Annotated in this window: 13 protein-coding genes; 6 read left to right on the top strand and 7 right to left on the bottom strand. The window is 65.2% G+C overall.

Annotated features, from left to right (window positions below; genetic code table 11):
- Positions 1–19: 19 nt before the first annotated feature.
- Positions 20–607: a pyridoxamine 5'-phosphate oxidase gene (pdxH, locus tag K9B33_RS18105; protein ID WP_224550472.1), complete on the top strand. Its 588-nt coding sequence runs from the start codon at positions 20–22 to the stop codon at positions 605–607.
- A gap of 157 nt (positions 608–764) precedes the next feature.
- Positions 765–2,096 carry a dicarboxylate/amino acid:cation symporter gene (locus K9B33_RS18100; RefSeq protein ID WP_224550471.1) on the top strand — a complete coding sequence of 444 codons (1,332 nt, stop codon included), beginning with the start codon at positions 765–767 and terminating at the stop codon, positions 2,094–2,096.
- Between the two features lie 45 nt (positions 2,097–2,141).
- Here the strand turns inward: K9B33_RS18100 and K9B33_RS18095 are convergent, their stop codons facing one another.
- Positions 2,142–3,026, bottom strand: a complete 885-nt coding sequence (locus K9B33_RS18095) for a bestrophin family protein (RefSeq protein WP_224550470.1) — start codon at positions 3,024–3,026, stop codon at positions 2,142–2,144.
- 201 nt (positions 3,027–3,227) lie between these two features.
- Here K9B33_RS18095 and K9B33_RS18090 point away from each other — a divergent pair, with 201 nt between their 5' ends.
- Positions 3,228–4,481: a dicarboxylate/amino acid:cation symporter gene (locus tag K9B33_RS18090; RefSeq protein ID WP_224550517.1), complete on the top strand. Its 1,254-nt coding sequence runs from the start codon at positions 3,228–3,230 to the stop codon at positions 4,479–4,481.
- The gene (locus tag K9B33_RS18085; RefSeq protein WP_224550469.1) at positions 4,478–5,098 is read left to right on the top strand and encodes a Pr6Pr family membrane protein; all 621 of its coding nucleotides are present in this window, start codon (positions 4,478–4,480) and stop codon (positions 5,096–5,098) included. The genes K9B33_RS18090 and K9B33_RS18085 overlap by 4 nt, the downstream gene beginning before the upstream one ends.
- Here K9B33_RS18085 and K9B33_RS18080 read toward each other — a convergent pair.
- The 6 genes from K9B33_RS18080 to K9B33_RS18055 form a co-directional block, all read right to left on the bottom strand.
- The gene (locus K9B33_RS18080; RefSeq protein WP_224550468.1) at positions 5,061–5,630 is read right to left on the bottom strand and encodes an NADPH-dependent FMN reductase; all 570 of its coding nucleotides are present in this window, start codon (positions 5,628–5,630) and stop codon (positions 5,061–5,063) included. The two genes, K9B33_RS18085 and K9B33_RS18080, sit on opposite strands and share 38 nt — an antisense overlap.
- A gap of 113 nt (positions 5,631–5,743) precedes the next feature.
- Positions 5,744–5,926 carry a hypothetical protein gene (locus tag K9B33_RS18075; RefSeq protein ID WP_088185239.1) on the bottom strand — a complete coding sequence of 61 codons (183 nt, stop codon included), beginning with the start codon at positions 5,924–5,926 and terminating at the stop codon, positions 5,744–5,746.
- 5 nt (positions 5,927–5,931) lie between these two features.
- Complete coding sequence (locus K9B33_RS18070) at positions 5,932–7,221, bottom strand: adenylosuccinate synthase (RefSeq protein WP_224550467.1); 1,290 nt, start codon at positions 7,219–7,221, stop codon at positions 5,932–5,934.
- A gap of 134 nt (positions 7,222–7,355) precedes the next feature.
- Entirely contained in the window at positions 7,356–8,486 is a 1,131-nt protein-coding gene (locus tag K9B33_RS18065; RefSeq protein ID WP_224550466.1) for an ATP phosphoribosyltransferase regulatory subunit, read from the bottom strand.
- A gap of 142 nt (positions 8,487–8,628) precedes the next feature.
- On the bottom strand, positions 8,629–10,209 hold the full coding sequence (gene serA, locus K9B33_RS18060) for a phosphoglycerate dehydrogenase (RefSeq protein WP_224550465.1): 1,581 nt from the start codon (positions 10,207–10,209) through the stop codon (positions 8,629–8,631).
- Positions 10,210–10,335: 126 nt separating this feature from the next.
- Positions 10,336–11,499: a phosphoserine transaminase gene (locus tag K9B33_RS18055; RefSeq protein WP_224550464.1), complete on the bottom strand. Its 1,164-nt coding sequence runs from the start codon at positions 11,497–11,499 to the stop codon at positions 10,336–10,338.
- Between the two features lie 158 nt (positions 11,500–11,657).
- Here K9B33_RS18055 and K9B33_RS18050 point away from each other — a divergent pair, with 158 nt between their 5' ends.
- Together K9B33_RS18050 and K9B33_RS18045 are read left to right on the top strand one after the other, a co-directional pair.
- Positions 11,658–12,350, top strand: coding sequence for an extensin family protein (locus tag K9B33_RS18050; protein WP_224550463.1), 693 nt, complete (start codon positions 11,658–11,660; stop codon positions 12,348–12,350).
- A 76-nt stretch (positions 12,351–12,426) separates the two neighbouring features.
- On the top strand, positions 12,427–13,302 hold the full coding sequence (locus K9B33_RS18045; protein ID WP_224550462.1) for a TIGR00730 family Rossman fold protein: 876 nt from the start codon (positions 12,427–12,429) through the stop codon (positions 13,300–13,302).
- Positions 13,303–13,379: the final 77 nt, after the last annotated feature.

Here is a 13,379-nt window from a genome sequence, read left to right as displayed (position 1 = left end):
CGCCGCTTAAGGATCGGGCATGACCGATCCCTTCGCCCTGTTCGACGAGTGGTACGCCCAAGCGCGCGATACCGAAATCAACGATAGCAACGCCATGGCGCTGGCCACCGCCGATGCGCGCGGGCGGCCGGCCGTCCGCATGGTCCTGCTCAAGGGCCATGGGCCGGACGGCTTCGTGTTCTACACCAATTTCGAGGGGCGCAAGGCGGGCGAGTTGCTGGAAAACCCGCATGCCGCCCTGCTCTTCCACTGGAAATCGCTGCGCCGCCAAATTCGCGTCGAGGGCGCGGTCGGCCCGGTCGACGACGCGACCGCCGACGCCTATTTCGCGACCCGCAGCCGCGACAGCCAGCTCGGCGCCTGGGCGTCCGACCAGTCCCGCCCCCTGCCCGACCGGCAGACCTTCATGGACCGTTTCGATACGGTCAGCGCCCGCTTCGCAGAAGGTCCGGTGCCACGCCCGCCGCACTGGTCGGGCTTCCGCCTCACCCCCGAACGGATCGAGTTCTGGCAGGATCGCGAACATAGGCTGCACGAGCGCCGCCTGTTCGAACGGGCCGGCGTCGGCGCGCAAGCGGATTGGCGCGAAGGACTGCTTTACCCCTGAGCGCACACATCCAGGGGCGTGGAAAGGCGGCGCTGCTTCGTCTTCCCTGATGCGCGGGGACGCGCCGCGATTGCGGGTGGCCCATGCGCCTGTTAGGTGTCGGCCTGACAGACGTACAATAGGCGGGGGCTGCGCACGGGCAGCCTAAAGGGATTTGATGCGAAACAGACTGACAGCCTTCATCCTCATCGGCATGGTCCTGGGGGTGTTGACCGGCTTCGTGGCCAATCTTTGGGTCGGCGGCGACGAGACGCTGGCGAAGGATGTGGCGGGCTATTTCCACCTGCTGGCCGACATCTTCCTGCACCTGATAAAGATGATCATCGCGCCTCTGGTCTTTTCCACGCTGGTCGCGGGCATAGCCCATATGGGCGACAGCGCGGCGCTGGGGCGGATCGGCGGGCGCGCGCTCGCCTGGTTCATCATCGCCAGCCTGATTTCGCTGACGCTGGGCCTGATCTTCGTCAATTTCTTCGCGCCGGGCGAGGGCCTGAACCTGGTCCGGTCCGGTGCGGACGCGGGCGTCAGCACCGAAGCGCTCAACTTCCGCGACTTCATCCTCCATGTCTTCCCGACCTCCATGATCGGGGCGATGGCGGACAACCAGATCCTCCAGATCGTCGTCTTCTCGCTGTTCGTGGGCGTTGCGCTGACCGCCATCGGCGACAAGGGCAAGCCGATCATCACCGTCATCGAATCGATGGTCGAACTGATGCTGCAGGTGACGGGCTATGTCATGCGCGTCGCGCCGTTCGCGGTGTTCGGCGCGCTGGCGTCGTCGGTGACCGTGCAGGGGCTGGGCGTCCTTAAAACCTACGGCGCGCTGGTCGGCGAATTCTACATTGCGCTCTTCTGCCTGTGGCTGCTGCTGTTCGGTGCGGGATCGATTTTCCTGGGCAAGCGGATGTTCAAACTGATCCGCTATGTCCGCGAACCGATCCTGATCGCTTTCTCCACCGCGTCGTCCGAAGCCGCTTACCCCAAGATGCTGGAGCAGCTCGACCGCTTCGGCATTCCGCGCCGCATCTACAGCTTCGTGCTGCCGCTGGGCTATAGCTTCAACCTCGACGGGTCGATGATGTATTCGACCTTCGCCACCATCTTCATCGCCCAGGCCTATGGCATCGACCTGCCGATCGCGACGCAGATCACCATATTGCTGGTGCTGATGGTCACCAGCAAGGGCATCGCCGCGGTGCCGCGCGCGAGCCTCGTGGTGGTCGCCGCGACGCTGGGCCAGTTCGACCTGCCGGTGGAGGGCATCGCCTTCATCCTGGCGGTCGATCACTTCATGGACATGGGCCGCACCGCGACCAACGTGCTGGGCAACGCCATCGCGACATCCGTCATCACCAAATGGGAAGGGATGCTGGAGGTCGAGGAACCGATCGACGTAGAACATCCCAAGGCACCGGCGCATGGCGCGGCCCATGGTCGCGGGGGACTGGAACTGGCGCCGGACATGGTGGACGACGGGCAGAAGGGGTAAGCAGAGGCTGGCGTGTTCCCGCGCAGGCGGGAAAACGAGCCTCCTTCACCACAACACGCCGCGCACCGGCTGCGCCGGTTCGGGCGCGGGGTCGCCGATCGACTGGAGCAGGTCGATCTCGATCGTCCGGCACATCGCCGACAGCGGGACGTCATGCACGCTGTTGTCGAAGGGATCGACCAGATCGTCGCCGATCCGCAACACCGCCAGGAACATCAGGCCCGCCACCGTCGATCCCAGCGGGGTCGCGAAACCCAGCGATTCGACCAGACCGATCGGCAGCAATATGCAGAAGATATGGGCGAACAGCGTCGGCAAGAACCGATATTGCATCGGCAACGGCGTGTTCTTGATCCGCTCCATCCCGCCTTGCGCATTGGCGATATCGACCAGCACCGCCTCCATCTGCGCCTGCTGGATGGTGTCGATCCAGCCTTCGCGTCGGGCGATGTCGATGCGCCGGCCGGTGCTGTCGAGCAGGCCGTTGGCGGGATTGGCGCGGGCCAGCGCCTTGCCCCTGTCCTCTTCCCGCAGGAAACTGGTCACATCCTCGCTGATCGGCTGGCGGCGCAACTGGCAACGCAGCGCGTTCACATAAGCGATCTGGCGCATCACGATCTCGCGCTTCAGGTCGCGGGCCTGCGGATCGGGCAGGAAGTTGCGAGCCGCACGGGCCAGGCTGCGCGACGCATTGATCATCGCGCCCCATAATATCCGCCCTTCCCACCAGCGCTGATAGGCGCTGTTGGATCGGAAGCCCAGGAACAGCGCGAGCGCCGACCCGAAGATGGTCAGCGGCAACGAGGGCGCCTTGAAGGGCAACACATAATAAGTGATCGTGACCGCGCAGTCCCAGACGAACAACAGGGTCAGCGGCTTCCAGACTTCGGCGGCCAGCCGGCGCAGGCTGGGAACGGGATCGACGATCATGCAGGTCTCCGGAAACAATCGACTGCGGTAACGCCAGCGTCGCGGAAATGCTCCCTTGATGCCATAGCGAAACGAAATATCGGGGCCGACGCAACTCGCGCCGCCGCGACTCGTTGAATTGGGGATCCAGCGGAGAAGCCTGTGACCAGCGACGCGTCCGACAGCAGCGGCAAGAAGGCGGCGCTATCGCTCCAGTGGCAGATGCTGGCCGGGTTCCTGACCGGCCTGATCCTGGGCCTGGCCGTCTATATGACGGCCCCTGAGGCGCGCTGGGTCGATATCGTCACCACCTATGTCACCGGGCCGATCGGGCAGGTCTTCCTGCGGCTGCTGTTCATGCTCGTCATCCCGCTGCTCGTGTCGGCGCTGATCGTAGGCATCGCCGAAATGGGGGAGATGCGATCGTTGCGGCGGATCGGGGTGCGCACCCTCCTCTATACGCTGGTCGTATCGGGCATCGCCGTCGTCATCAACCTGCTGCTCGTCGACCTGCTGCGGCCGGGCGGCGGGGTCGACCCGGCGCAGGCGCAGGCGATGCTGGCCGATGCGGGTTCAGGCGCCAAGGCGATCCTGGCCCGCAGCGGCGACACGCCGAGCGGCATGCAGGCGCTGATCGCGATCATTCCCGACAATATCATCGGCGCGATGGCCGATAACGACATATTGGCGGTGATGGTCTTCGCCCTCTTCTTCGGCATTGGCCTCGTGCTCGTGCAGACCGAACAGTCGAAGATATTGCTGACCGCGATGGAGGGGCTGTTCAAGGTGACGATGCGGCTGATCGGCATCGTCATCCGCCTCGCCCCGATCGCCATCGCCTGCTTCATGTTCAATCTCGCCGCGCAGTTCGGCTGGGACTTGCTGATCCGCCTGTCCGCCTATGTCGGGGTCGTGCTGCTGGCGCTCGTGATCCAGATGTTCGTCATCTATCCGCTGCTGATCGCCTTTCTGGCGAAGCGGTCGCCGCTCCGCTTCTTCGCCGCGGTGCAGGAGGCGAGCGTCATGGCCTTCGCCACCGCCTCCTCCAACGCCACCCTGCCCACCGCGATCCGGGTGGCGGAGGACAAGCTGCGCCTGCCGCGCCGCATTTCGCGCTTCGTCCTCACCATCGGCGCCACCGCCAACCAGAATGGCACGGCGATGTTCGAAGGCATCACCGTGTTGTTCCTCGCCCAGTTTTTCGGTGTCGACCTTAGCCTGACGCAGCAATTTATGGTGATGCTGGTGTGCATATTGGGTGGGGTCGGCACTGCAGGCGTGCCCGCCGGATCGCTGCCGGTGGTGGCGATGATCCTGGGCATGGTCGGCGTTCCGCCCGAAGGGATCGGGTTGGTGCTGGGAGTCGATCGTTTCCTCGACATGTGCCGCACCGCGCTTAATGTGGCCGGCGATCTGGTGGCCGCGACCGTGATTGCGGCAGGCGAAGAGGATGAACGGGGGAGGATCGCCACATGACCGGCTATCGTATCGGCGCAGCGATCGTCATGCTGGTCAGCCTGACCGGGCTGGCGGTGCAGTTCGACGCCACGCTGGCGCAGACCGGATCGATCGGCGAGACGCTGTGGACCATCCTGCGCTTCTTCACCATCTGGGCCAATATCCTCGTCGTGCTGACGCTGGGCGCGATCGCGCTGGGGCGCAGCGTGTCGTCCCGGCTGGTCGGCGGGATGCTGCTGTCGATCCTGCTGGTCGGGATCATCTATGGCCTGCTGCTGCGCGGTCTGTTGTCGCTCAGCGGCGGGGCGTTGCTGGCGGATACGCTGCTGCATAAGGTGACGCCGGTGCTGGTGCCGCTCTGGTGGATCGGCTTCGCGCCCAAGGGGCAGTTGGGCTGGGGTGATCCGTGGATCTGGGCGATCTTTCCCGCGCTATACCTGCCCTATGCCCTGCTGCGCGGGATGGCGGAAGGCAGCTACGCCTATCCCTTCATCAATGTGACGAAATTCGGCGTGGGGCAGGTCGCGATCAACGCGGTGCTGATCGCGATCGGCTTCGTCGTGGCGGGCTATGCGCTGGTGTGGATCGACCGGCGGTTCAGCGCTTCGCCTGCGCCGCCTCCGCCCACCAGATGAGGCTTTTCGCGAAACCGGCGAAACCGCGCGCCAGCGCCGCGCCGCCGTCGCCCTGCGGCTGCGCATTTTCATCCAGCGTCTGGCCGATCTGGCCGACGCTCAGGCGCTCCGGCACCACCGCCATACCCATGGCCGACAGCGTCACCGTCCAGTCGGCATGGCTGTTGACCCCGGCGAAGCGGCCCATCGAATAGCTGGCGATGGCGGCCGGGCGGCGGTCGAATTCCTTGAGATAATGATCGACCAGATTTTTGAGGCCCGGCTGCATCCCGCGATTATATTCGCCCGCGACGACGATGAAGGCATCGGCCGCGGTCAGGCGATCGGCCAGTTGGGCCATGGCGGCGGGCGCTTCACCGGCGGGATAGTCGCTGTAGCGCAGGTCGAGCATGGGCAGATCGACCGCTTTTGCGTCGATCAACTCGGCCTTGTGGCCGAGCGCTTCGATTTCCCGGACGATATAGTCGGCGAGGCGGATGCCCAGCCTGCCGCGTCGATAGGAGCCGTAGAGAACGAGAATGTCGAGCGCCATGCGAGGCCTTCCCTGTTGGTGCGGGGCGGTCTTCGCATGACTGTTCGATAGCGTCCAGACGCGAAGCGCATGCTATCCGTTTCTCGACTTCGCTCGAAACGAACGGATGGTTTTCACCGCAGCTTGGCGATGTTCAGGCTGTCTTCCTTGGCGCGGGCCTTGACCGATTCCTCGGTGCGGGTCAGCGCCTTGGCGATGGCCTTGAGGCCCATGCCCTTCTTCGCGAGCGTGTGCAGCTTCTGGATTTCGTCCTGGGTCCAGGCCTGCTTGTGGCGTTCGAAACGTTGCTCGGCCATGCCCTTTAATCCGCGAAGGGATCGCGGACGAGGATCGTGTCGTCGCGTTCCGGGGACGTGGACACGAGCGTGACCGGGCAACCGATCAGTTCTTCGATCCGGCGGATATATTTGATCGCCTGCGCCGGAAGGTCCGCCCAGCTGCGCGCGCCGGCCGTCGTGTCGTGCCAGCCCTCGATCGTTTCGTAGATCGGCTGCGCCTTGGCCTGGTCCTGCGCATGGGCGGGGAGGTAGTCGAACCTCTGGTCGCCGATCTGATAGCCGACGCAGATCTTCAGTTCATCGAAGCCGTCCAGCACGTCCAGCTTGGTGAGCGCGATGCCGGTAACGCCCGACACGGCGACCGACTGGCGCACCAGCACCGCGTCGAACCAGCCGCAGCGGCGCTTGCGGCCGGTGACGGTGCCAAATTCATGGCCCCGCTCGCCGAGCCGCTGGCCGGTGGCGTCCTCCAGCTCGGTCGGAAACGGGCCGGAGCCGACGCGGGTGGTGTAAGCCTTGACGATGCCCAGCACGAAGCCGGCCGCATTGGGACCAAGGCCGGTGCCGCTCGCCGCCGTGCCCGCCACCGTGTTGGACGAGGTGACGAACGGATAGGTGCCGTGATCGATGTCGAGCAAGGTGCCCTGCGCGCCTTCGAACAGGATGCGCTTGCCCGCCGCCTTGGCCTTGTTCAGCGTCAGCCAGACCGGCTTGACGAAGGGCAGGATGAAATCGGCGATTTCGGTGAGATCGGCCATCAACTGGGCGCGGTCGATCGGCGCTTCGTTGAAGCCGGCGCGCAGCGCGTCGTGATGGGCGGTCAACCGGTCGATCTGGAGGTCGAGGTCGTCCAGATGGGCGAGGTCGCACACGCGGATGGCGCGGCGGCCGACCTTGTCCTCATAGGCCGGGCCGATGCCGCGGCGGGTGGTGCCGATCTTGCCCGCGCCCGATGCGTCTTCGCGCAGGCCATCGAGGTCGCGGTGGAAGGGCAGGATCAGCGGGCAGGTTTCCGCGATCTGGAGATTGTCGGGCGTGATGGTGACGCCCTGCCCCTTGAGCTTGGCGACCTCGTCGCGGAAATGCCAGGGATCCAGCACCACGCCATTGCCGATGACCGACAGCGTGCCGCGCACGATGCCCGACGGCAGCAGCGAGAGCTTATAGACCTTCTCGCCCACGACCAGCGTGTGACCGGCATTATGGCCGCCCTGGAAACGGGCGACGACGTCGGCGCGCTCCGACAGCCAGTCGACGATCTTGCCCTTGCCTTCGTCGCCCCACTGAGCGCCGATCACCGTTACATTTGCCACAGATACAGTCCTCCGCCCGCCGCGCGGACCGGCCATGCCCTTCGACGGGACTCGGCATGCCGGTGGGATCAAGCGGGCGCATGTCACGCCCCGTTCGGGGCGCGCGTTAGCCGCGCTGCCCCGGCGAAGTCAAGTCAGTAGGCGCGCGGGCCTGTTCCGTCCAGCCAGTGCGAGCAGCGTTGCGCCGCGCCATCCTCGTCCCCGGACAAGGCGGCGACGGTGTGCCAGCCTTGTGCGCGCAGCTCTGTCGCGCGCGTGGCGTCATGGCCGAGCGGCAGGAACAGCCGCTTAGGGCTTTCGCCGCCGAAGCCCGCGTCGATCAGCGGGTCGGGATAAAGGGAGAAGCCCATGGCCGGTTCATCCGCTCCGTCGGCGCGGGCGATGGCGTAGCTGCCGCCGCGACCGATCTCACCGATGAACCCTTCGGCGAAGATCGAGAAGCCGAACCAGTTCTGAAATTCGAAACCATGCCGCTCGGTGGGGTCGAGCGTCAGCGTGATGTCCCAGCCGATCGGCTTGGCGATCGCGCGCAGGCCGGCAATGCGGCTGTCGATCGCGCCGCCCAATTGTGCGCTGAACGCCTCCAGTCGCTCCATAGCGGCGTGGAAAGGCCCGGTCGCTTCGATAAGCGGCAGATAGGCGGCGGCCGCGGGGCTGATCGCAGCCAACGCGCCGGCGTCCTTGGCATCCAGTTCGGCGCGGACCGCCTCGATCTCCTGCGGATCGAGCGGCAGCGGGCCAGCGGCCAATGCATCGATCAGATCGGGCAGGGTGAAGTCGATGGTGATGCCGGTGACGCCCGCGGCGGTCAGCGCCTCGATCGCGATATTGACGATCTCCACCGCGGCGGCGGCGCTGTCGCTGCCGATCAGTTCGGCGCCAAGCTGCATCTTTTCGCGCTCAGGGCGGAGCTGGCTGGCCTTCTGGCGGATCACCGGCCCGGCATAGGAGAGGCGCAACGGGCGCGGCGCGGCGCGCAGCCGGGTGGCGGCGATGCGGCCGACCTGCGCGGTCATGTCCGGGCGGAACGCCAGGCTACGCTGCGACACCGGATCGACGGCGCGGACCAGATCCTGCGCGCGCATGGACTTGAGACGCTGGGTCAGCGTGTCCTCGAACTCGGCGAGCGGCGGCATGACGCGCTCATAGCCATGGGTCGCGACCGTATCGAGCACGCGGCGCGCCAGCCGCGCGGAGGCTTCGGCCTGCGGCGGCAGGCGATCGGACAGGCCCTCGGGGAGGAGGCTTGGCGGGATGGTGGTCATGGGACAGGCCCTTTAGCGGAAATTTTGGGCTAGGCCATCCCCATCCGCTGTTCGGTTCGAGCTTGTCGAGACCTGTTCTCGACGACGCTTCTCGACTTCGCTCGAAGCTGCCCGAACCGAACGGTTTCCGTTCCGACTTAGATCAGGCAAAGCGCAGCAGCTTCACCTGCTTCACGCCGGTCAGGTTGCAGATTTCCCAGCGCAGCGGTTCGGTGACGGTGCCGTCGACCGACAGCAGCAGCACGGCTTCGCCGCCCTGGTTGCGACGGCCAAGGTGGAAAGTGCCGATATTGACGTCCGATTCGCCCAGCTTGCTGCCCAGTCGACCGATGAAGCCCGGCGCGTCCTGATTGACGATGTAGAGCATGGTGCCGTCGAGATCGGCCTCCACCTTGATGCCGAACAGTTCGACCAGGCGCGGCTGGGCGTGGCCGAACAGCGTGCCCGCGACCGAGCGCTCGCCATTTTCGGTGGTCACGGTGACGCGCACCAGCGTCTGGTAATCGCCTTCGCGGTCGTGGCGGACCTCACGGACGTCCAGGCCGCGCTCCTTCGCCAGGAAGGGCGCGTTGACCATGTTCACCGTGTCCGAATAGACGCGCATCAGGCCGGCCAGCACGGCCGCGGTGATCGGCTTCTGGTTGAGTTCGGCCGCATGGCCTTCCACCTCCACTGCGACGCCGGTGATCTGGTCGCCTTCCAACTGGCCCACGAGGCTGCCCAGCTTCTCCGCGATCGCCATATAGGGCTTGAGCTTGGGCGCTTCCTCGGCCGACAGCGACGGCACGTTGAGGGCATTGGTGATGCCGCCGTCGAGCAGATAGTCAGAGAGCTGATCGGCGACCTGGAGCGCCACATTGACCTGCGCTTCGTCGGTCGACGCGCCCAGATGCGGGGTGCAGATGAAGTTGGGCGTGCCGAACAAGGGCGATTCCTTGGCCGGTTCCTGCACGAACACGTCGAGCGCGGCACCCGCGACATGGCCCGAATCCATCGCCTCCTTGAGCGCGGCTTCGTCGATCAGCCCGCCGCGCGCGCAGTTAATGATGCGCACGCCCTTCTTGGTCTTGGCGAGATTGTCCTTGCTCAGAATGTTGCGGGTCTGGTCGGTCAGCGGCGTGTGCAGCGTGATGAAGTCGGCCTTGGCCAGCAGCGTGTCGAGATCGGCCTTTTCCACGCCCATTTCGATGGCGCGTTCGGGCGTCAGGAACGGATCGAAGGCGACGACCTTCATCTTGAGGCCCAGCGCGCGGCTGGCGACGATCGATCCGATATTGCCCGCGCCGATCAGGCCCAGCGTCTTGCCGGTGACTTCCACGCCCATGAAGCCGTTCTTGGGCCACAGGCCCTGCTGCGTCTGGGCATTGGCCTCTGGCAACTGGCGGGCCAGTGCGAACATCAGCGCGATGGCATGTTCGGCGGTGGTGATGGAGTTGCCGAACGGCGTGTTCATGACGATCACGCCCTTGGCCGAGGCATAGGGGATGTCGACATTGTCGACGCCGATGCCGGCGCGGCCGATGACCTTGAGGTTGGTGGCGGCGTCGAGGATCGCCTTCGTCACCTTGGTCGAGCTGCGGATGGCGAGTCCGTCATAGTCGCCGATGATGGCGATCAGCTCTTCCGGCGTCTTGCCGGTGATCTCGTCGACTTCCACGCCGCGCTCACGGAAGATCGCGGCTGCGCGGGGGTCCATCTTGTCGGAAATAAGGACTTTGGGCATGTGTGTTTCCTTTGGAAATATATCCGTCATCCCCGCGAAGGCGGGGATCCATCTCCCGACATTGCCTATGTCGATAGGACCGGAGATGGATTCCCGCCTTCGCGGGAATGACGGTAAAAATAGAAGTTAAGCAGCAGCCTTGGTCTGGGCGTAGGCCCAGTCGAGCCATGGGCCGAGCGCCTCGATATCCGCCGTTTCGACGGTCGCGCCGCACCAGATGCGCAGGCCGGCCGGGGCATCGCGATAACCGGCGATGTCATAGGCGGTGCCTTCCTTTTCGAGGAGGGCGGCGAAAGCCTTGATGAAGGCTTCGTCGGCGCCTTCGACGGTCAGGCAGACGCTGGTCTTCGACCGCGACGCTTCGTCGACGGCGAGATGGCCGAGCCAGTCGCGCTCCGCGACGATCTTGCTGAGCGCCGCCGCATTGGCGTCGCTGCGCGCGATCAGGCCGGCCGAACCGCCCAGCGACTTGCCCCATTCCAGCGCGAAAATCGCGTCTTCGACCGCCAGCATGGACGGCGTGTTGATGGTTTCGCCCTTGAACACGCCTTCGGCCAGCTTGCCCTTCGCCATCAGGCGGAACACCTTGGGCAGCGGCCATGCGGGGGTGTGGGTTTCCAGACGCTCGACGGCACGGGGGCCGAGAATCAGCACGCCATGGCCGCCCTCGCCGCCCAGCACCTTCTGCCAGGAGAAGGTGGCGACGTCGATCTTCGCCCAGTCGATGTCATAGGCGAACACCGCGCTGGTCGCGTCGGCGAAGGTCAGGCCCTCGCGGTCGGCCGGAATCCAGTCGGCATTCGGCACGCGCACGCCCGAGGTGGTGCCGTTCCAGGTGAACAGCACGTCATTGCTGAAATCGACCTGCGTCAGGTCAGGCAACTGGCCATAATCGGCGCGGATGACGGTGGGGTCGAGCTTTAGCTGCTTGGCGGCGTCCGTCACCCAGCCTTCGCCGAAGCTTTCCCAGGCCAGCGTGGTGACGGGGCGGGCGCCCAGCATCGTCCACATCGCCATTTCGAAAGCGCCGGTGTCGCTGCCCGGCACGATGCCGATGCGGTGCGTGTCGGGCAGGTTCAGCAGCTCGCGCATCAGGTCGATGCTGTAGGCAAGGCGGGTCTTGCCGATCTTGGCGCGGTGCGAACGGCCAAGCGACTCGGTCGCCAGCTTGGCAGCATCCCAGCCCGGAGGCTTGGCGCAGGGACCGGAAGAGAAAAAGGGGCGGGCCGGACGGGTTGCGGGCTTTGCGGCAGGCGCAAGGGTGGCGTCAACGGCAGTCAGATCAGTCATGTAGCGTCTCCTTACAGAGAGCAGCGCGGCGTTGGGACCGCGTGGCCCGTCGGCGGCACTAGAGATTTCGACACGGCTGTCAAGCGACACATGAAAATCGGACGAAGCGAATGCGCCGTTAACCTTCGTAAAGATTCTGCCTGTTAGCATCCCGACTCATGAGCGAGTGGGCGACAAGGATAGGGACGGCGCACGGCGTCGCGCTGGCCGCGCTGTTGGCGCTGGGATTGAGCGGATGCAGCGGCGACCTGGTGCCGCGCGGTCGGGTGGCGCGCATGCCGACGCCCCCGTCCCAGCCGGTGCGTGCGCCCGCACAACCGGCGCTGGAAACGCGCCAATGTTTCGCGAAACTGCAATCGCAGGCGGTCGCTTTCACCCCCCTGCCCGACCGGAATTTCGGGGGCGGATGCAGCGCGGTGAACAGCGTGAAGCTGATCGACATCGGCGTGCCCGCGACCAATCTGGGCGCGATGACCTGTAACCTGGCCGCCAATTTCGCCGCCTGGGCGCGCTATGGCGTGCAACCGGCCGCACGGGTGATCTTCGGCGCGGAGATCGAGAAGATCGAGACGTTCGGCACCTATAATTGCCGTCCGATCGCGGGCAGCGGCAAATTGTCCGAACATGCGCACAGCAATGCGATCGACGTATCCGCCTTCGTCCTGTCCGACGGGCGGCGCATCAGCATCCAGAAGGACTGGGACGGCGACAGACAGACCCGCCAGTTCCTGCAACTGGTCCACGCCAGCGCCTGCAAGCGGTTCAACACCGTCCTTAGCCCCGACTACAACGCCGCCCATCATGACCATTTCCATTTTGACATGGGCGGCCGCGGCGGCTTTTGCCGCTAACGGATTATGGGGTCGAGCATTGCGTCCGAACCAAGCAGACTTGGATTTGTCATTGCGGCACACTAAGTTGGTGCAAATGACGAAAAAAGAAATCGAAGAACGCAAATTCCGTCCGGCCCGCGAAGAGGCCCATGACGCCAGGAAGCAGCTCGACACGCCCCAGACCCAGAGCGCGGCCTACAAGCTGGCCTTCCAGGATACCGAATTCCTGCTGCGCGAAGATCTGCGCCCGGTGCGCTTCCAGCTCGAGCTGCTGAAACCCCAATTGCTGATGGACGAAGCGAAAATCGAATCGACCTTCGTCTTCTACGGTTCGGCGCGCATCCCCGAACCGGATCAGGTCCAGGCGCGGATCGACGCCGCGACGACGCCGGAGCAAAAGCGAATCGCGGAGAAGCTGGGCGCCAAGGCGCGCTATTATGAAGAAGCGCGCCGTCTGGCCCGGATCGCCGCGCAATATCCGGTGAACGCGGCGGGATGCCGCCATTTCGTCGTCTGCTCGGGCGGCGGCCCCTCGATCATGGAAGCCGCCAATCGCGGTGCGCAGGATGCCGGCCAGACCACGATCGGCATGAACATCGTCCTGCCGCACGAACAGGCGCCCAACCGCTTCGTGACCCCGGAGCTGAGCTTCCAGTTCCACTATTTCGCGCTGCGCAAGATGCATTTCCTGCTGCGCGCCCGCGCCCTGGCGGTCTTCCCCGGCGGCTTCGGCACGTTCGACGAGATGTTCGAGCTGCTGACCCTGATCCAGACCGGCAAGATGAAACCGATCCCGATCCTGCTGTTCGGCAAGGATTTCTGGAACCGCGTCGTCGATTTCGAGGCACTGGCGGATGAGGGCGTAATTTCGCACAGCGACCTCAATCTGCTGACCTGGGTGGAGACGGCGGAGGATGCGTGGGATGCGGTGCAGGCTTTCTATCAGGACAGCGAAGCGCTGGGATGTTGAGGAGATAGGATATAGGCCCGTCCATTTCCGCGAAGGCGGGAATCCATCTCCAGACCTTGCGGCGGGATTACAGGGTG

Origin of the sequence: Sphingobium sp. 3R8 (assembly GCF_020166615.1) — a bacterium.
In the GTDB taxonomy this organism is placed as follows: Bacteria; Pseudomonadota; Alphaproteobacteria; order Sphingomonadales; family Sphingomonadaceae; genus Sphingobium; species Sphingobium bisphenolicum.
This window is presented reverse-complemented; position numbering and strand designations above follow the sequence as displayed.